The sequence below is a fragment of the Azospirillum sp. B2RO_4 genome, from assembly GCF_051124815.1.
Lineage (GTDB): Bacteria > Pseudomonadota > Alphaproteobacteria > Azospirillales > Azospirillaceae > Azospirillum.
In genome coordinates this window covers 100132-119011 of record NZ_CP118490.1, presented here as the reverse complement: position 1 = coordinate 119011, position 18880 = coordinate 100132, and the positions used below count along the sequence as shown (strand labels likewise).

General features: G+C 68.1%; 15 protein-coding genes. 9 read left to right on the top strand and 6 right to left on the bottom strand.

Annotated elements, in window-relative coordinates:
* Positions 1-5: 5 nt before the first annotated feature.
* From PWS46_RS26695 to PWS46_RS26670, 6 genes are all read left to right on the top strand, one after another.
* Positions 6-1352: a sigma-54-dependent transcriptional regulator gene (locus tag PWS46_RS26695; protein WP_434625007.1), complete on the top strand. Its 1347-nt coding sequence runs from the start codon at positions 6-8 to the stop codon at positions 1350-1352.
* Positions 1353-1533: 181 nt separating this feature from the next.
* Complete coding sequence (locus PWS46_RS26690; protein ID WP_434625005.1) at positions 1534-2889, top strand: extracellular solute-binding protein; 1356 nt, start codon at positions 1534-1536, stop codon at positions 2887-2889.
* A gap of 68 nt (positions 2890-2957) precedes the next feature.
* Positions 2958-4670, top strand: a complete 1713-nt coding sequence (locus PWS46_RS26685; RefSeq protein WP_434625003.1) for an ABC transporter permease — start codon at positions 2958-2960, stop codon at positions 4668-4670.
* Positions 4671-4683: 13 nt separating this feature from the next.
* Positions 4684-5799 (top strand): ABC transporter ATP-binding protein, encoded by a 1116-nt coding sequence (locus tag PWS46_RS26680; protein ID WP_434625001.1) that lies wholly within the window; start codon positions 4684-4686, stop codon positions 5797-5799.
* A gap of 12 nt (positions 5800-5811) precedes the next feature.
* On the top strand, positions 5812-6507 hold the full coding sequence (gph, locus tag PWS46_RS26675) for a phosphoglycolate phosphatase (RefSeq protein ID WP_434624998.1): 696 nt from the start codon (positions 5812-5814) through the stop codon (positions 6505-6507).
* Positions 6501-7058: a histidine phosphatase family protein gene (locus PWS46_RS26670; protein ID WP_434624996.1), complete on the top strand. Its 558-nt coding sequence runs from the start codon at positions 6501-6503 to the stop codon at positions 7056-7058. The genes gph and PWS46_RS26670 overlap by 7 nt, the downstream gene beginning before the upstream one ends.
* 55 nt (positions 7059-7113) lie before the next feature.
* Here the strand turns inward: PWS46_RS26670 and PWS46_RS26665 are convergent, their stop codons facing one another.
* From PWS46_RS26665 to PWS46_RS26640, 6 genes are all read right to left on the bottom strand, one after another.
* Positions 7114-8940, bottom strand: a complete 1827-nt coding sequence (locus tag PWS46_RS26665; RefSeq protein ID WP_434624994.1) for an IlvD/Edd family dehydratase — start codon at positions 8938-8940, stop codon at positions 7114-7116.
* A gap of 77 nt (positions 8941-9017) precedes the next feature.
* Entirely contained in the window at positions 9018-9956 is a 939-nt protein-coding gene (locus PWS46_RS26660; RefSeq protein WP_434624992.1) for a Gfo/Idh/MocA family protein, read from the bottom strand.
* Between the two features lie 29 nt (positions 9957-9985).
* The gene (gene mmsB / locus PWS46_RS26655) at positions 9986-11185 is read right to left on the bottom strand and encodes a multiple monosaccharide ABC transporter permease (RefSeq protein ID WP_434624990.1); all 1200 of its coding nucleotides are present in this window, start codon (positions 11183-11185) and stop codon (positions 9986-9988) included.
* A complete protein-coding gene (gene mmsA / locus PWS46_RS26650; protein ID WP_434624988.1) occupies positions 11182-12768 on the bottom strand; it encodes a multiple monosaccharide ABC transporter ATP-binding protein in 1587 nt (528 codons plus the stop codon). Before mmsA ends, mmsB begins: the two co-directional genes overlap by 4 nt.
* Positions 12769-12852: 84 nt before the next feature.
* Complete coding sequence (gene chvE, locus PWS46_RS26645) at positions 12853-13941, bottom strand: multiple monosaccharide ABC transporter substrate-binding protein (protein WP_434624986.1); 1089 nt, start codon at positions 13939-13941, stop codon at positions 12853-12855.
* Between the two features lie 165 nt (positions 13942-14106).
* Entirely contained in the window at positions 14107-15087 is a 981-nt protein-coding gene (locus PWS46_RS26640) for a LysR family transcriptional regulator (RefSeq protein ID WP_434624984.1), read from the bottom strand.
* A gap of 190 nt (positions 15088-15277) precedes the next feature.
* Here PWS46_RS26640 and PWS46_RS26635 point away from each other — a divergent pair, with 190 nt between their 5' ends.
* The 3 genes from PWS46_RS26635 (at position 15278) to PWS46_RS26625 (ending at position 18861) form a co-directional block, all read left to right on the top strand.
* The gene (locus PWS46_RS26635) at positions 15278-16159 is read left to right on the top strand and encodes an SMP-30/gluconolactonase/LRE family protein (RefSeq protein ID WP_434624982.1); all 882 of its coding nucleotides are present in this window, start codon (positions 15278-15280) and stop codon (positions 16157-16159) included.
* Between the two features lie 35 nt (positions 16160-16194).
* Complete coding sequence (locus tag PWS46_RS26630; protein WP_434624980.1) at positions 16195-17121, top strand: dihydrodipicolinate synthase family protein; 927 nt, start codon at positions 16195-16197, stop codon at positions 17119-17121.
* A gap of 159 nt (positions 17122-17280) precedes the next feature.
* Complete coding sequence (locus tag PWS46_RS26625) at positions 17281-18861, top strand: aldehyde dehydrogenase (NADP(+)) (RefSeq protein WP_434624978.1); 1581 nt, start codon at positions 17281-17283, stop codon at positions 18859-18861.
* Positions 18862-18880 lie beyond the last annotated feature (19 nt).

Sequence of the window (18880 nt, the reverse complement as noted above, 5' to 3'; positions counted from 1 at the left end):
CCGCCATGACCGTCCTGCTGATCGACGACGATCCGGAAGTGCTCGATTCCAGCCGCCAGACCCTGGAGCTGGAAGGGCTGGCCGTCCAGGCGGTGACCGAGGCCGAGACGGCCCTGGCCCGGCTCGGCTCCTCCTGGCCGGGGATCGTGGTGACCGACGTACGGATGCCGGGGATGGACGGCTTCGCCCTGCTGGAGCGGGTCCGCGCCGTCGATCCGGAGGTTCCGGTCGTGCTGATCACCGGACATGGCGACATCGCCATGGCGATCCGCGCCGTCCGCGAGGGCGCCTATGACTTCATCGAGAAGCCGGCCGAGCCGGGGCATCTGGTCGAGCTGGTCAGGCGCGCCCTGGATCACCGCGCGCTGGTCCTGGAGAACCGGCGCCTGCGCGCCCAGCTTGCCGACGGCGGAGCGGAGGGGCGCATCATCGGCCGCTCGCCGGCCATCGAGCGCCTGCGCGCCGCCGTGGCCAACCTCGCCGACGCGGAGGTCGACATCCTGCTGTTCGGCGAGACCGGCACCGGCAAGGAGCTGGTCGCCCGCAGCCTGCATGAGGCCGGGCGGCGGCGGAGCGGCAATTTCGTGGCGCTGAACTGCGGCGCCATGCCGGACAGCATCATCGAGAGCGAGCTGTTCGGCCATGAGCCGGGCGCCTTCACCGGCGCGCAGGGGCGGCGGATCGGCAAGCTGGAATTCGCCGCCGGCGGCACCCTGTTCCTCGACGAGATCGAGAGCATGCCGATGCATCTGCAGGTCAAGCTGCTGCGCGTGCTGCAGGAACGGGCCATCGAGCGCATCGGCGCCAACCGGACGATCCCGCTCGATTTGCGGGTGATCGCCGCCACCAAGGTCGATCTGCTGAAGCTGGCGGGCGAAGGCCGGTTCCGCGAGGATCTCTATTACCGGCTGAACGTCGTCACCGTGCCGTTGCCGCCGTTGCGGGAAAGGCGGGAGGATGTGCCGTTGCTGTTCCGCCATTTCCTCGACGCCGCCGCAACCCGGTCGCGCCGGACGCCGCCGCCGCTCGACGCCGCCACGCTTGGCCGTCTCGCCGCCCATCCCTGGCCGGGCAATGTCCGCGAGCTGCGCAATGTCGCCGAACGGGTGGCGCTGGGGCTGGGGGACGGCCTCACCCCCGCCACCTCTGCCCTGCCGGCGGGTGGGGATGCCGAGATCGAGCCGCTGGCCGACCAGCTCGACCGCATCGAGAAGCAGCTGATCGAGGACGCGCTGGCCCGCTGTGGCGGGCGGGTCGGCGAAACGGCGGAGCGGCTGGGGATCACCCGCAAGACGTTGTATCTGAAGATGCGCCACCATAGCCTGAGCCGGGATGATTTCACCGAGGAGTGAGCGGAGCGGCGCCCGGCCCATTCCTTCCGGCCCATGTTCCCGACGTTACCCCACCGCCCCTGATCATGTTCCCGTCCTGACCCATCGATGCCGCCCGGATGTCGGCCGTGCAAGGGCTGATCGTCTGGCACGCCGATTGCTGAATTGGCGAGCATAAGACATCAAGGGGAGGACACCAACGATGCTTCGCACCACGCGCACCCTGCGCAACGCCGCCGCCGCCCTGGCCGTTCTGCTGCTGTCCGGCGCCACCGCCTTCGCCCAGGACGCCAGCGGCAAGCTGGTCATCGTCACCTCCTTTCCCAAGGATCTGACGACCGCCTACCAGCAGGCCTTCCAGAAGGCCCATCCGCAGGTCACCGTCGAAATCCTGAACCGCAACACCAACGCCGGCGTGAAGTATCTGCAGGAAACCGCGTCGAACAACGGCGTCGACCTGTTCTGGGCGTCGGCGCCCGATGCGTTCGAGGTGCTGAAGTCGGCCAAGCTGCTGCAACCCTACAAGCCGAAGGTGGAGGGCATTCCGGAAAAGGTCGGCGCTTATCCGATCAACGATCCCGAGGGGATGTATTCCGGCTTTGCCGCGTCGGGCTACGGCATCATGTGGAACACCCGCTACATGAAGGCCAACGATCTGCCGGCGCCGAAGGAATGGGCCGATCTGGCCAAGCCGGCCTATTACGACCATGTCGCGATCTCCGCCCCGTCGCGCTCCGGCACGACGCACCTGACCATCGAGACCATCCTCCAGGGCGAGGGCTGGGAGAAGGGTTGGCGCACCAACAAGGAGATGGCCGGCAACTACCGCACCATCACCGAACGCAGCTTCGGCGTGCCGGACGGCGTCAATTCGGGATCCTTCGGGGTCGGTATCGTCATCGACTTCTTCGCCCTGTCCTCCCAGGCCTCGGGCTTCCCGGTGGAGTTCGTCTATCCCACCATCACCACCATCGTGCCGGCCAACATCGGCGTGGTGAAGAACGCCCCCAACAAGGCGGCGGCCGAGACCTTCGTCGATTTCCTGCTGTCGCCGAAGGGCCAGGAGGTGCTGCTGGAGCCGGCGATCCGCCGCCTGCCGGTCAATCCCGCGACCTATGAGAAGGCGCCCGCCGGCTACCCCAACCCGTTCAAGGACAAGTCGCTGGGCGCCCAGGTGAACTTCGACGTCGAGGTCTCGCAGGCCCGCTACAATGTGGTTGATGCGCTGTTCGACCAGCTCATCACCTTCCAGCTCGACGATCTCAAGGCGGCGACCAAGGCGATCCAGCAGGGCGAGGCGGCGCTCGCCAAGAAGCCCAATGACAAGGCCAAGGCGTTGCTGGCCGAGGCGCGCGACCTCGTCGCCGCCATGCCGGTGACGGCGGAACAGGCCGCCGACCCGCAGTTGGCCGGCGCCTTCACCGTCGAACGCAAGTCGGCCAAGGACGCGGTGCCGGAGCGTCAGGCGCAGGTCGAGCAGAAATGGTCGGCCTTCGCCCGGGAGAACTACGCCGCCGCCCGCAAGAAGGCCGACGAGGCGATGGCTTTGGTGCGCTGACGCGCCGTCGCGCCAGGGGGACGCGCCGGTCGCGTCCCCTCCTTCCTTCCAAGCTCACAGGCCTTTCCATGACGTCACTTGCGCTCACGCGCGACCGCATCGCGCGCGTGCGGCCGGGGCCGGCGCTGGCCGCGCTGCTGATCGCCGCCTTCCTGCTGCTGTTCCTGGTCGTTCCGGTGGTCCAGGTCATCTTCGTCGCCTTCCAGGACAAGACGACGGGGGCCTTCACCCTGGTCAATTTCGCCGATTTCTTCCGCAACGACCTGTTCATGCGGTCGTTCGGCAACTCCGTCTATGTCTCGGCGATGTCGGTGGTGGTGGCGAGCCTGCTGGCGCTGCCGCTCGCCTATCTGACCACGCGGTTCGAATTCCGCGGCGCCGTGCTGATCCAGAGCCTGGGCATCATCCCGCTGATCATGCCGCCCTTCATCGGCGCCGTCGCCATGCAGCTGCTGTTCGGGCGCAACGGCTCGGTCAATCTGCTGCTGCGCGACCATTTCGGCTTTTCGATCCCCTTCATGGAGGGGCTGAACGGCGTCATCTTCGTCCAGAGCATCCATTATTTCCCCTTCATCCTCATCAACCTGTCGGCCAGCCTGAAGAACATCGACCGGGCGATGGAGGAATCGGCGCAGAATCTCGGCAGCCACGGCTTCCGCCTGTTCCGCCGCATCGTCTTCCCGCTGGCGATGCCGGGCTATGTCGCCGGCGCCTCGCTGGTCTTCATCAAGGTGTTCGACGATCTCGGCACGCCCTTGCTGCTGAACGTCAACGACATGCTGGCGCCGCAGGCTTACTTGCGCATTTCCTCGATCGGCATCGCCGACCCGATGGGCTACGTCATCTCCGTCGTGCTGATCGCCTGCTCGCTGCTGGCGCTGTGGGTGTCGGCGCTGGCGATGCGCGGCAAGGATTACGCCACGGTGCAGCGCGGCGGCGGCGGTCTTGCCAAGCGGCGCCTGAAGCCGCTGGAACTGGTGGCGGCCTATGGCATCGTGCTGCTGATCCTGGTTCTGGTGCTGGCGCCGCATATCGGGCTGGGGCTGCTGTCCTTCGCCACCATCTGGTCCTTCAGCCCGCTGCCCGACGCCTTCACGCTGAAGCACTATCACACCGTCTTCACCGAAAGCGGGCAGTACATCACCAACACGCTGCTCTACGCCTCGCTGGCGGCACTGCTGGACGTGGTCATCGGCACCGCCATCGCCTATCTGGTCCTGCGCACCAAGCTGCCCGGCCGGCAATGGCTGGACTACATCGCGATGGCGGCGCTGGCGGTGCCGGGCGTGGTGCTGGGCATCGGCTATCTGCGCAGCTTCTACGGCGTGCCGATGCCGTTTTCCGGCCAGCCGCTGTCGAACTTCTGGCTGATCCTGGTCTTCGCGCTGGCGATCCGCCGGCTGCCCTATGCGCTGCGCGCCTGCACCGCGGCCCTGCAGCAGGTCAGCTCCTCGCTGGAGGAGGCGGCGGAGAATCTCGGCGCCACCAAGCTGCGCACGGTCGGGCGCATCGTCGTGCCGCTGATGTCGGGCGGCATCCTCGCCGGCTTCGTCACCAGCTTCGCAACGGCGGCGGTCGAGCTGTCGGCCACCATCATGCTGGTCCATTCGCAAAGCGACGCGCCGCTGGCCTACGGCCTCTACGTCTACATGCAGTCGGCCGCCGGGCGCGGTCCGGGTGCGGCGCTGGGCATCTTCGCCGTGATCATCGTCGGTCTGGGCACCTACCTGTCGCATGTCGTGATCGAGCGCGGCCGGCGGGAACGCGGCCAAGAGCATTGAGGGGATCCCCATCATGAATCACCAGTTTTCACCGGCCGCGCTTGCCCCCCGGATCGAGAGCGTCGGCGTCGATATCGAGGGCGTCAATCTTTCCTATGGCAGCAACCATGTCCTGAAGGACGTGAATCTCGCCATCAGGCCGGGCGAGTTCTTCGCCTTCCTCGGCCCGTCGGGCTGCGGCAAGACCACGCTCCTGCGCCTGATCGCCGGCTTCAACACCGCCCAGCAGGGCGAGGTCCGCATCGGCGGGCGCGACATTTCCGTATTGCCGCCGCATCGCCGCGACGTCGGCATGGTGTTCCAGAGCTATGCGCTGTGGCCGCACATGACCGTGCGCCGCAACGTCGCCTTCGGGCTGGAGGAGCGCCGCGTGCCGCGTGCCGAGATCGAACGGCGGGTGGATGCCGCCCTCGATCTGGTCGGGCTGAAGCATCTGGCCGACCGTCGGCCGTCGCAGCTGTCGGGCGGCCAGCAGCAGCGCGTGGCGCTGGCCCGCACCGTGGTGATCGAGCCGAAAATCCTGCTGCTCGACGAGCCGCTGTCGAATCTCGATGCCAAGCTGCGCGTGCAGATGCGCCAGGAGTTGCTGAGCCTGCAGCGCAAGCTCGGCCTGACCACCATCTTCGTCACCCACGACCAGGAGGAGGCCAACACCATCTGCGACCGCATCGCGGTGATGGACGACGGCCGGGTGCAGCAGGTCGGCACGCCGCAGGACCTCTACGACCATCCGGCCAACCTGTTCGTCGCCGGGTTCCTCGGCACCGCCAACGTGCTGGACGGCACGGTGCAGGGCCGTGACGGCGGCAGCGTCTTCGTCGGCGCCGGCATCACATCGGTGGCACTGCCGCCGTCGGTTGCGCCGGGGGCCGCGGGCAAGCTGATGTTCCGTCCGCAGAACCTGATTATTCGCCAGGACGGCAACCCCCCGGCCCCCGGCCATGCCCGGCTGACCGGCAGGATCCGGCACCGGGAGTTCCTGGGCGCTTCGATCCGCTATGCGGTTGACGTCGGTGGACAGCTGGTGCAGGTGGACGCGCCGCATCAGGCGGGCGATGCTCTGCTTGCCCCGGATGCCCCGATCATCCTCGACCTTGCGGCCGACAAGGCCCGCTTCCTCAGCCGATAAGGTGCCGCCACCGTGACCGATCCTACCGCCGACAGCCTCAATCGCCGCCCTTTCCGCGCCGTCGCCTTCGATCTCGACGGCACGCTGGTGGACAGCGCGGCCGACCTGATGCATGCCTCCAATGCCCTGCTCGCCGAGCTGGGACGGCCGCCGGTCGATCTGCCGGCGGTGCGTTCCTTCATCGGCGATGGAGCGCCCAAGCTGGTGGAGCGTGTGCTGGCCGCCACCGGCGGGGTTCCGGACCCGGAGGAGACCGCCCGCTGCCTCCGGCGGTTCCTGTCGATCTACGAGGCCGACCCCAGCGCCCACAGCGCGCTCTATCCCGGCGTCGCCGAGACGCTGGCGGCCCTGTCGGCGGCTGGCCTGCGGCTCGGCGTCTGCACCAACAAACCGATGGCGGCGACGGCGCGGCTGCTGGACGATCTCGGCATCGCCGGATTTTTCGCGGCGGTGGTCGGCGGCGACAGCTACCCGACCCGCAAACCCTCGCCAGAGCCGCTGCTGGGCCTTCTGGAGCGGCTGGGGGTCCGGCCGGGCGAGGCCGCCTTCGTCGGCGACAACGAGCATGATGTGGCTGCCGCCCGCGCGGCGAAGGTGGCGCGGGTGCTGGTGGTGCCCTACGGCTACGCCCGGGTGCCGCTCGACGGGCTGCCGCATGACGGGATTCTCGACGGCTTCGCCGATCTGCCGAGACGGCTGTCATGCTGAACGCCGTGATCTTCTGCCGCCATGGCGAGACCGAGAGCAATCTCGGCGGTTGGCTCGCCGGGTCGCGGGACGTGTCGCTGACCGAACGGGGCCGGGCGCAGGCGCGGGATGCCGCCGCGGCGCTGCTCGCCGAAGGCCGTGCGGTGCCGGTCGTCTACAGCAGTCCGCAACGACGGGCGATGGAGACGGCGGCCATCCTGGCTGAAGCGCTGAAAGCTCCCGTCCTGCCGGTGGCCGGGCTGGAGGAACGGCGCTGGGGCGATCTGGAGGGTGGCGCCATTCCCGCCGACCTGCTGCGGGAGGAGGTGCCGAACGGCGAGAGCCTGACCGGCTTCCGCGCCCGTGTCACCGCGGCACTCGACGGATTGGCGGTGCCGGCGGACGGCCGTCCGCCGCTGATCGTCGCGCATGCCGGCACATGGCCGGTGCTCTGCCGATGGATGGGCCTGCAATCCGACATGCTGTGGCCGCCGAATGCATCCCCTGTTTATCTGACGCGGCAGACGGGAATGGTGACGGCGGACGTGCATCAATCCATGGTCAGGTCATGAAGGGGTCGCCCTCCCGCATTGCAGGAGGGCGACTACCGGCCTGTAATTCCCAGCCTCAATGATTGTCGCGCGGGATCCCCATGGTCTGCGCCACGCGCTGGTACTTGACCGCCGGCTTCAGGACCATGCCCTCGTCCAGCTGGTCGACGATGCCGCGCTGGATTTCCTGCCACGGCGTCTGCGACGGCGGGGCGGGGTAGCCGCCGGCGGCCTCCAGGGCGGCGCGGCGGTCGGCCAGCTCCGCTTCGGAGATCAGGATGTCGGCGCTGCCCCGGCGCAGGTCGATCCGCACGCGGTCGCCGCTGCGCAGCAGGCCGAGGTTGCCGCCGGCCGCAGCTTCCGGGGCGGCGTTGAGGATCGAGGGCGAGCCCGAGGTGCCCGACTGCCGGCCGTCGCCGATGCAGGGCAGGGAATGGATGCCCTGTTTGATCAGGTCGGCGGGCGGACGCATGTTCACCACCTCCGCCGCGCCGGGGTAGCCGATGGGACCGGCGCCGCGGATGACCAGGATGGTGTAGGCGTCGATGCCCAGCGACGGATCGTCGATGCGGTGGTGATAGTCCTCCGGACCGTCGAAGACGACGACCTTGGCCTCGAAGGCTTCCGGGTCCTTCGGATTGGACAGGTAGCGCTCGCGGAACTCGTCGGAGATGACGCTGGTCTTCATGATGGCGGCATTGAACAGGTTGCCGCGCAGCACGACGAAGCCGGCGTTGATCTTCAGCGGGTCGTCGATCGGGTGAATGACGCGGGTGTCGAGAATCTCGGTGTCGCGGCAGTTCTCGCCGATGGTGCGGCCGTTGACGTTGGGGGCGTCTTCGCGGATCAGGCCCTTGGTCATCAGCTGGCCGACCACGGCCGGCACGCCGCCGGCGCGGTGGAAGTCCTCGCCCAGATACTCGCCGGCGGGTTGGAGATTGACCAGCAGCGGCACGTCCAGGCCGTGGGTCTGCCAGTCGTCGACCGTCAACGGCACGCCGATATGCTTGGCGATGGCGTTGATATGGATCGGCGCGTTGGTCGAGCCGCCGATGGCCGAGTTGACGACGATGGCGTTGAGGAAGGCGTCGCGGGTCAGGATGTCGGACGGCTTGATGTCCTGGCGCACCATCTCGACGATGCGCTTGCCGGTCTCATAGGCGGCCTGCTGGCGCTCGCGGTAGGGGGCGGGGATGGCGGCAGAACCGGGCAGCTGCATGCCCAGCACCTCCGCCAGCGAATTCATGGTGGAGGCGGTGCCCATGGTGTTGCAGTAGCCGGTCGAGGGGGCGGATGACGCCACCAGCTCGATGAAGCCCTGATAGTCGATCTCGCCGGCCGCCATCATCTGGCGCGCCTTCCACACGATGGTGCCCGACCCGGTGCGCTCGCCGCGGAACCAGCCGTTCAGCATCGGGCCGACCGAGAGCGCGATGGCCGGGATGTTGACGGTCGCCGCCGCCATCAGGCAGGCGGGCGTGGTCTTGTCGCAGCCGATGGTCAGCACGACGCCGTCCAGCGGATAGCCGTGCAGAACCTCGACGAGGCCGAGATATGCCAGGTTGCGGTCGATGGAGGCGGTCGGCCGCTTGCCGGTTTCCTGGATCGGGTGGACGGGGAACTCGATGGCGATGCCGCCTGCGGTGCGAATGCCCTCGCGCAGGCGTTCGGCCAGAACCAGATGGTGACGGTTGCAGGGGCTGAGGTCGGACCCGGTCTGGGCGATGCCGATGATCGGCGCGCCGGACTGCAGTTCCTCCCGCGTCAGGCCGAAATTCAGGTAACGCTCCAGATAGAGCGCGGTCATGTCGGGGTTGGCGGGGTTGTCGAACCACGCGCGCGACCGCAGCCGACGCCCTGTATCGGAGGGGTTGGGGGGGAAGGGGGGCTTCGTATCGGTCATATCGGCACCGGTTTCAGGTTGGGGCGCGGGCCGGATCGGCGGCGCCGGAGTTTGGGGGGTGCGTCGCTGCGGCGGCGTTACCAGTCGAAGGAGTCGGTGCGGTGCCAGCGCCCGACCATGCAGGCATCGGCCACCAGTGACAGCGGGCGGGCGTCGACGTCGCTCGCCCCGTCGCCGATCAACCGGTGGAAGTGGCGGTAGATGCGCTGGTATTCGGTGTCGGGCTCGGCGAGCACCGGCTTGCCGTCCACCATCAGGCGGGTGCCGCCATGGGTGAGGTCGAGGCGTCCGCCATCGGTCTCGATCACGATGGACCAGGTCTGCTCGCCCTGCTGGAGGAAGTCGAAGTCGGCGGTGACGCGGCCGATGCGGGATCCGGGGGCGGCGCTCATCTCCAGCGTCGCCGCGATGGGCGTGTCGCGGTTGGCCGGGACATGCAGGTCGGCGGCGCGGACGAAGACCGGGGCGGGCAGGATGTCGGTCAGGATCGACAGGGCGTTGATGCCGGGATCGAAGACGCCGAAGCCGCCGGCCGCGAAGATCCAGTCCTGCCCCGGATGCCAGCGCCGAACATCCTCCTTCCAGGTGATGGCGACGCTGCGGATGGTGGCATCCGCCAGCCGGCGGCGGGTCTCCTCCACCGCCGGGTTGAACTGCGAATGCCAGGCGGTGAACAGGGTGCGGCGCGCAGCGTCGGCCTCCGCCACCAGATCGTGAAGCTCCGACAAAGTGGCGGCGGGGGGCTTCTCGATCAGTACATGCTTACCGGCGCGCAGAGCCTCCACCGTCAGGCCGTGGCGGACGGCGGGCGGGGTGCAGAGCGCCACGGCGTCGAGGCCGGGCAGGGCCGCCAGCATTTCCGCCTGGGAGCGGAAGGTCGGCACGCCCTCGACGGTGGCACCGTCCGGGCTGACCACGGCGGCGAGGTCGAACAGGCCGGTGGCGGATATCGCCGGGATGTGCTGGTCGCGGGCGATCTTGCCCAAGCCGACGAGACCGAGGGTGGGGAGCGTCATGGCGGTAAGTCCGGTCGGGGCGGAAAGCCTCAGGCCTTGCCCTTGTTGTAGACGTCGAAGCAGACGGCGGCGAGGAGGACCAGGCCCTTGATGACCTGCTGCCAGTCGATGCCGATGCCGACGATCGACATGCCGTTGTTCATCACGCCCATGATGAAGGCGCCGATCACCGCACCCGTCACCCGCCCGACGCCGCCCGAGGCCGAGGCGCCGCCGATGAAGCAGGCGGCGATCACGTCCAGCTCGAACGAGACGCCGGCCTTCGGCGTGGCGGTGTTCAGGCGGGCGGCGAAGATCAGGCCGGCCAGCGCCGCCAGCACGCCCATGTTGACGAAGGTGTAGAAGGACAGGCGGCGGGTATCGATGCCCGACAGCTTGGCCGCCTTCTCATTGCCGCCCAGCGCGTAGATGCGCCGGCCGATGGTGGTGTCGCGGGTGACGAAGGCGTAGAGGCCGATCAGCAGCGCCATGATGATGAGGACGTTGGGCAGCCCTTTGTAGGTCGCCAGCAACCAGCCGACATAGGCGACCACCGCGAACAGCCCGGCGCTCTTCAGCACGAACAGGAGAAGCGGCTCCTGCTCGATGGCGAAGCGGTGGCGGCGGATGCGGGCGGCGACGCTGAAGGCGATCAGGATGGCCGGCGTCGCGACGCTCAGCAGCAGGGTCGTGGTGTGGAAGCCGGTGGTGCCGAAGACGTCCGGGATGAAGCCGGAGCTGAGGCGCTGGAACTCCACCGGGAAGGGGCCGACGGACTGGCCGGCCAGCAGCGCGAGGCTGAGGCCGCGGAAGACCAGCATGCCGGCCAGCGTCACGATGAAGGACGGGATGCGGAAATAGGCGACCCAGTAACCTTGCGCCGCGCCGATGGCGCCGCCAGCGATCAGGCTGACGATGGCGGTGGGGATGAAGTGCCAGTGGAACTGGACCATCAGGATGGCGGCCAGCGCGCCGATGAAACCGACGATGGACCCGACCGACAGGTCGATGTGCCCGGCGACGATCACCAGCAGCATGCCCAGCGCCATGATGACGATGTAGCTGTTCTGCAGCACGAGGTTGGTCAGGTTCAGCGGCTGCAGCAGCGTGCCGTTTGTCATGTATTGGAAGAACGCCACGATCGCCAGCAGCGAGATCAGCATGCCGTAATCGCGCATGTGGCTCTTCAGGAACTTGGCCATCGAAGCCTGGCGCGGCTGCTGGGCCGGAAGATTCAGTTCGGCGCTCATTGCAGGGACTCCCGGACGGCTGCTGCCGGAGAATTGGCCGGAGACTTGACTGTCGATTTGGAGGCGGAGGACATGATGGCGTGCATGATCTTTTCCTGGCTGGCTTCCGCCGCCGGCATCTCGGCGACCAGCGCGCCCTCGTTCATCACATAGATGCGGTCGGCGACACCCAGCAGCTCCGGCAGTTCCGACGAGATCAGGATGACGCCGCGGCCTTCGGCCACCAGCTGGTTGACGATGGTGTAGATTTCATACTTGGCGCCGACGTCGATGCCGCGGGTCGGCTCGTCCAGGATGAGAACCTGCGGGTCGGCGAACAGCCATTTGCTGAGCACGACCTTCTGCTGGTTGCCGCCGGACAGGTTGACGGTGTGCTGGAACACGTCCGGACAGCGGATGCGCAGGCGGCGGCGGAAGTCGTTGGCGACCTCGATCTCGCGCTCGTGGTGGATGACGCCGCGCTTGGCGACGCCGTCCAGCTTGGCCAGCGTCACGTTGTGGCGGATGTCGTTGTCGAGCACGAGGCCGTAATGCTTGCGGTCCTCGGTGGCGTAGGCCAGCCCGCTGTCCATCGCCCGGCGGATGGTCGACACGTCGATCTCGCGTCCGGCGAGGAAGGCCTTGCCGCGGATGTTGCGGCCGTAGCTGCGGCCGAACAGGCTCATGGCGAATTCGGTGCGGCCGGCGCCCATCAGGCCGGCGATGCCCACCACCTCGCCCCGGCGGACATGCAGGTCGATGTCGCGGACGACACGGCGGCCGGGATGGATGGGGTGGTCGGCGCTCCAGCCCTTCACCTCGAACAGGATTTCGCCGGGATTGCTGGCGCGGCGCGGATAACGGTCGGCAAGGTCGCGGCCGACCATCCCCTTGATGATGCGGTCCTGGCTGATCGGTCCGTGGTGGCAGTCCAGCGTCTCCACTGTGGTGCCGTCGCGCAGGATGGTGACGCGGTCGGCGACCTTGGCGATCTCGTTCAGCTTGTGCGAGATCAGGATCGACGAGATGCCCTGTTCCTTGAAGCGCAGCAGCAGGGCCAGCAGGGCGTCGCTGTCGCTTTCGTTCAAGCTGGCGGTCGGCTCGTCCAGGATCAGCAGCTTGACCTCCTTGGACAGGGCCTTGGCGATCTCCACCAACTGCTGCTTGCCGACGCCGATGTCGGTGACGAGGGTTTCCGGCGAGTCCGTCAGGCCGACCGTGCGCAGAAGTTCACGCGCGCGGGCGGTGGCGGCGATCCAGTCGATCCGGCCCCGTTTCGCCTGCTCGTTGCCGAGAAACAGATTCTCGGTGATCGACAGCAACGGGACCAGCGCCAGTTCCTGATGGATGATGATGATGCCCAGCTTCTCGCTGTCGGCGATGCCGCGAAAGGCGACGGGCTGGCCGCGGAAGCGGATTTCGCCCTCGTAGGTGCCATGCGGATAGACGCCGCTCAGCACCTTCATCAGCGTCGATTTGCCGGCGCCGTTCTCGCCGATCAGCGCGTGGATCTCCCCCTCGCGGACCGAGAGGTTGACGTTGTCGAGCGCCTTGACGCCCGGAAACGTCTTGGTGATGCCGCGCATCTCAAGAATGCTGTCCATGGATAAACCTCTGACCGCCCGACCTTGCGCAAGGCGAGGCGCGGGAGGAGATGCCGGATGGCGCTCCGCTCCCGCGCCGTTCACTCACTTGATCTGCGATTCCTTGTAATAGCCGCTGTCGACAAGGACCTGCTTCCAGTTGGAGGCGTCGACGCTGACCGGCTTCAGCAGATAGGAGGGAACCACCTTCTTGCCGTTGTCGTAGGTCTTGGTGTCGTTGACCTGCGGCTTGCGGCCGGCCAGCAGGTCGTCGACCATGCCGACCGTGACCTTCGCCAGTTCGCGGGTGTCCTTGAAGACGGTGGAGCGCTGCTCGCCCGCCAGGATCGACTTGACCGACGGCACTTCGGCGTCCTGGCCGGTGACGACCGGCATCGGCTGCTGCGGGGTGCCGTAGCCGACGCCCTTCAGCGACGAGATGATGCCGATGCTGAGCCCGTCATAGGGCGACAGCACGGCGTCCAGCTTCTTGTCGCCGTAATAGGCGCTCAGCAGGTTGTCCATGCGGGCCTGGGCGACGGCGCCGTCCCAGCGCAGGGTGGACACCTTGTCCATGCCGACCTGGCCGCTCTGCACCTTCAGCTTGCCGCTGTCGATGTAGGGCTGAAGCACCGACATGGCGCCGTTGTAGAAGAAATAGGCGTTGTTGTCGTCGGGCGAGCCGCCGAACAGCTCGATGTTGAACGGACCCTTGCCGTCCTTCAGGCCGAGTGCCTTCTCGATGTAGGAGGCCTGGAGGACGCCGACCTGGAAATTGTCGAAGGTGGCGTAGTAATCGACATTGGGCGAATTGCGGATCAACCGGTCATAGGCGATGACCTTGACGCCCTGTTCCGCCGCCTTCTGCAGCACGTCGGTCAGCGTCGTCCCGTCGATGGCGGCGATCACCAGAACCTTGTCGTTCTTGGTGACCATGTTCTCGATCTGGGCGAGCTGGTTGGGGATGTCGTCCTCTGCATATTGCAGGTCGGTCTTGTATCCCTTTTCCTGGAAATACTTGACCATGTTGTTGCCGTCGTCGATCCAGCGCGCCGACGACTTGGTCGGCATGGCGATGCCGACGGTCGGCTTGTCCTGGGCGATGGCCGGGACGAGAGCGCTGGTGGCGACGAGCAGGCCGACGGCGAGGCCGGCGAACTTGGAGCTGAAAGAAGACCCTTTAGGAGACGACATGGACCGGAATCCTCCCCGTTACTGCGGCACGCGATAGGCCGCCCCCGCGTTCTGTGGCGCGGATGGCGTCGGACGCGATGGTTTGTGTCCCTAGCAATCCTCCGTTTTCCCATAACTGTCAAATATGATTATTCAGCAAATCGATATGCATTTGGGTATCGGCCGTCACAGCGCAGCGGCGGTGGCCGACACCAGACGCATCTTGAGTTCCGACGCCGCGCGCACCGCCGACAGCACGGTGCGGGCGCCCGGCGACAGCGGCCGGTCCTTCAGCCAGAAGATGCCGTAGGGTTCGACACTGAAACGCTTGTGGAAGGGCATGATCTCGCAGCAGCCGCTGGGCGAGAACACCTGGGCCAGCGCGCGGGCGAAAACGGTGATCGACTCGGTTTCCGCCACCATCGCCATCGAGATGACGGGGGAAGCGCTTTCGATCACCCGGTGCGGCAGCCGGGCGCCCTCGGCGCGGAACAATGCCTCCACCCGGTCGCGCAGCAGCGTGCCGACCGGCTGCAGGATCCAGGTGGCGTCGGAGAGATCCGCCGCGGTCAGCGGGCGGCCAAGCTGCAGCAGTGGATTGCCCTCGCGGCAGATGAAGCACAGCTCCTCGCTGCTGATTTCCTGATATTCGAAGGCGGTGGGGTCGAAATGGCCGGGCAGGCGGCCGATGGCGAAATCCATCACCCCCTGATGGACGCGCTCGGCCAGGACGTCGCTGGTCTCCACCGCCACCGCGATCTTCAGGTTGGGGTGCTCGCGGGTCAGGCTGCTGATGACCGGCACCACCAGCTCCACCGCCGGGGCCATCACCGTGCCGATGGAGACCCGGCCGCTGTGGCCGGCGAGCAGGGCGTTCAGTTCCTCGCCCGTCTCCTGCAACTCGCTGAGGATCATCCGGGCGTGGCGGATCATGAGGCTGCCGTACCAGTTCGGCTCGATGCCGCGGCCATGACGGTCGAACAGCTCGATCCCCAGCGTTTCCTCCAGATCGCCCAGCAGTTTGGAGGCGGCGGGCTGCGACATGTTCAGGCTGGCGGCGGCGCGGTGCAGGTTGCGGTGTTCGTCGAGGGCCGCGAACAGCTGGAGATGGCGCAGCTTCAGCCGCGCCTTTTGGAACCAGTTCGGCGAAAAGCGTTGAGGGGTCACGGGAGATTGCCTCCGGTCGGGCGGCGGCGCCGGGATAGGAGATGCCGGGATACGACATTTGATATCGCAAGCGCCGATCTTCATATTGGACGGGTATCAAGAGGCCCCTTATCGTTTGGGCCGTCAACAAATTTTGAAAAATGGCCGTCGGCAAACGGCGATCCGTCGGGGTGAGGGGGAGTACAGCGGCATGGCGCAGGAAGCGCGTTGCGTCTGGCAGGCCCGGGCGCTGCTGGGGGAGGGGCCGCTCTGGTCCCCGCGGCAGGATGCCGTCTATTTCGTCGACATCCGCGGCTCCCGTATCCTGCGCCACGGCCTGGCCGACGGCGCACAGGCGGGGTGGGATCTGGATGACGCGGCCTGCTGGCTGGTGGAGAGCGCCGATGGCGACGGCTTCATCGCAGGGCTTCGCTCGCGCCGGGTGGTCCGGCTGCGGCTGGAGCCGGGGCAGGTGGTGGTCGGCGAGGAGATCGCGCGGATCGAGCCGGACATGCCGGGCAACCGCCTGAACGACGGCAAGGCCGACCGCGACGGCCGGCTGTGGGTCGGCAGCATGGACGATGCGGAGGAGGGGCCGGCCGGCAGCTTCTACCGCATCGATCACGATGGTTCGGTCACGCCGATCGATCGGGGCTACACCGTCGCCAACGGGCCGGCGCTGTCGCCGGACGGCCGGACGATCTACCACACCGACAGCGCGGCGCGGACGGTCTACGCCTTCGACATCGGCGCCGATGGCGGCCTGTCGGGCAAGCGCGTTCACATCCGCTTCGCCGAGGCCGACGGCTATCCCGACGGCATGACCTGCGATGCCGAGGGCGGGCTGTGGATTTGCCATTGGGACGGGGCGCGCGTCAGCCGCTTCCGCCCCGACGGGACGCTGGACCGCGCCATCGCGCTGCCGGTGTCCCGCGTCACCTCCTGCGTCTTCGCCGGTCCCGATCTGGACCGGCTGTTCATCACCACCGCGGCGCATGGCCGGGACGAGGAACCGCTGGCCGGCGCACTGTTCGAGTGCGATCCGGGCGTGCGCGGCCTGCCGCCCTGCGGGTTCGGACCCGCCTTGCGCTGACTGCCGATCTGATTTCGAGGAAGGACCTTATCGCCATGCCGCCCAGCGCACGCCCCTATCGCGGCGTCTTCCCGGTCGTCCCCACCATCTTCACCGAAACGGGAGAGCTGGACCTCGACGGCCAGAAGCGCTGCGTCGATTTCATGATCGACGCCGGCTCGACCGGCCTGTGCATCCTCGCCAACTTCTCCGAACAGTTCGTGCTGACCGACGACGAGCGCACGCTGCTGATGGAGACGATGCTGGCCCATGTCGCCGGCCGGGTGCCGGTGATCGTCACCACCACCCATTTCAGCACCCGCGCCTGCGCCGAGCGCAGCCGCCGCGCCCAGGATCTGGGGGCCGCCATGGTGATGGTGATGCCGCCCTATCACGGCGCCACCATCCGCGTGCCGGAGGCCGGCATCGTCGAGTTCTTCCAGCGGGTGTCCGACGCCATCGACATCCCGATCATGATCCAGGACGCCCCCGTCAGCGGCACCCCGCTGCCGGCCCCGCTGCTGGCGCGGATGGCGCGGGAGATCGCGCAGGTTTCCTACTTCAAGATCGAGGTGCCGCAGGCGGCGGCCAAGCTGCGCACGCTGATCGAGTTGGGCGGCGACGCCATCGAAGGCCCCTGGGACGGCGAGGAAGCGATCACGCTGCTGGCCGACCTCGACGCCGGGGCGACGGGGGCGATGACCGGCGGCGGCTATCCCGACGGCATCCGCCAGATCGTCGATCCCTATCTGGCGGGCGACCGCGAGGCGGCGGTGGCGGCCTATGGGCGCTGGCTGCCGCTGATCAACCACGAGAACCGCCAGTGCGGCATCGCCACCGCGAAGATCCTGATGAAGGAGGGTGGCGTCATCAAGTCCGACGCGATGCGGCATCCGACGGCCAATCCGCATCCGATGAGCCGTGAGGGGTTGCTGGACGCGGCGCGGCGGCTCGATCCGCTGGTGCTGCGCTGGGGGCGTTAAGTGGTTGCAGTGGGTGCCCCCACCCTAACCCTCCCCCGCTGGGCGGGGGAGGGGATTAGTGCCTGTTCGGAATAGCAGCGGCAGTCCCTCCCCCGCCCAGCGGGGGAGGTTAGGTGGGGGCAATCGCCAGCCGACCCCTGCCCACAAAGGAGACCCCACATGACCATCACCGGCGAGATGCTGATCGGCGCCAGCGCCCACCACGGCAGCCAGGGCGAGATCCGCGCCGTCGACCCCGCCACCGGCGAGGCGCTGGAGCCCGTCTTCGGCGGCGGCGGCGCGGCAGAGGTCGAGCGCGCCTGCGCTCTGGCCTGGGCCGCCTTCGACAGCTTCCGCGAAACCGGCCTGGAGCAGCGCGCCACCTTCCTGGAGGCCGTCGCCCAAAACATCCTCGACATCGGCGACGACCTCATCGCCCGCGCCATGGCCGAGAGTGGCCTGCCGCGCGCCCGGCTGGAGGGGGAGCGCGGACGCACCGTCGGCCAGCTCCGCCTGTTTGCCCAGCTGGTGCGCGAGGGCAGCTGGATCGAGGCCCGCATCGACCCGGCCCTGCCGGCGCGCACGCCGCTGCCCCGCCCCGACATCCGCCAGCGCCACATCCCATTGGGGCCGGTCGCGGTGTTCGGCGCGTCGAACTTCCCGCTCGCCTTCTCGGTGGCCGGCGGTGACACCGCGTCCGCCTTCGCCGCCGGCTGCCCGGTGGTGGTCAAGGGCCATGGGGCGCATCCCGGCACGTCGGAACTGGTCGGCCGTGCCATCCAGGCGGCGGTCGCCGCCTGCGGCCTGCATGAGGGCGTCTTCTCCCTGCTGTTCGGCACCGGCAACGAGATCGGCACGGCACTGGTCGCCGATCCGCGCATCAAGGCGGTGGGCTTCACCGGCTCGCGCCGCGGCGGGCTGGCGCTGATGGAGGTGGCGGCAAAGCGGGCGGAGCCGATCCCGGTCTATGCCGAGATGAGCAGCATCAACCCGGTCTTCCTGATGCCGGCGGCGCTGGCGTCCCGCGCCGAGGCGCTGGGCAAGGCGTTCGTCGCCTCGCTGACAATGGGCGCCGGGCAGTTCTGCACCAATCCCGGCATCCTGCTGGGGCTGGAGGGCCCCGACCTCGACCGCTTCGTCGCTGCTGCGGTGGAGGCGCTCGGCGGCAGCGCGGCATCCACCATGCTGACGCCGGGCATCCACGCCGCTTATGACGCCGGCGTCGCCAAGCTGGCCGGCAGCGGCGAGGTGCGGACGCTGGCGCGCGGTCTGGCCTGCAGCGGCCCGAACCAGGCGCAGGCGGCTTTCTTCACCACCACGGCGGACGCCTTTCTGGCTGACACCGAACTGCAGGAGGAGGTGTTCGGCGCCGCCTCGCTGCTGATCCGCTGCCCGGATGTGGCAGCGATGAAAGCGGTGGCGGAAAGGCTGGAGGGGCAGCTGACGGCCACCTTGCAGATGGATGCGGAGGACAAGGCTGCGGTTGCCGGGCTGATCCCGACGCTGGAGCGCAAGGCCGGCCGCATCCTGGCGAACGGCTGGCCGACGGGGGTGGAGGTCTGCCACGCGATGGTGCATGGCGGCCCGTTCCCGGCGACGTCGGACCCGCGCAGCACCTCGGTCGGCACGCTGGCGATCCGCCGCTTCCTGCGCCCGGTCTGCTACCAGGACATTCCGGCCGACCTGCTGCCCGACGCTTTGCGCGACGGCAATCCGCTGGGGCTGTGGCGGCGCATCGACGGGACGCTCGGGCGGGACTGACCGCCGGATTAGGACTGAC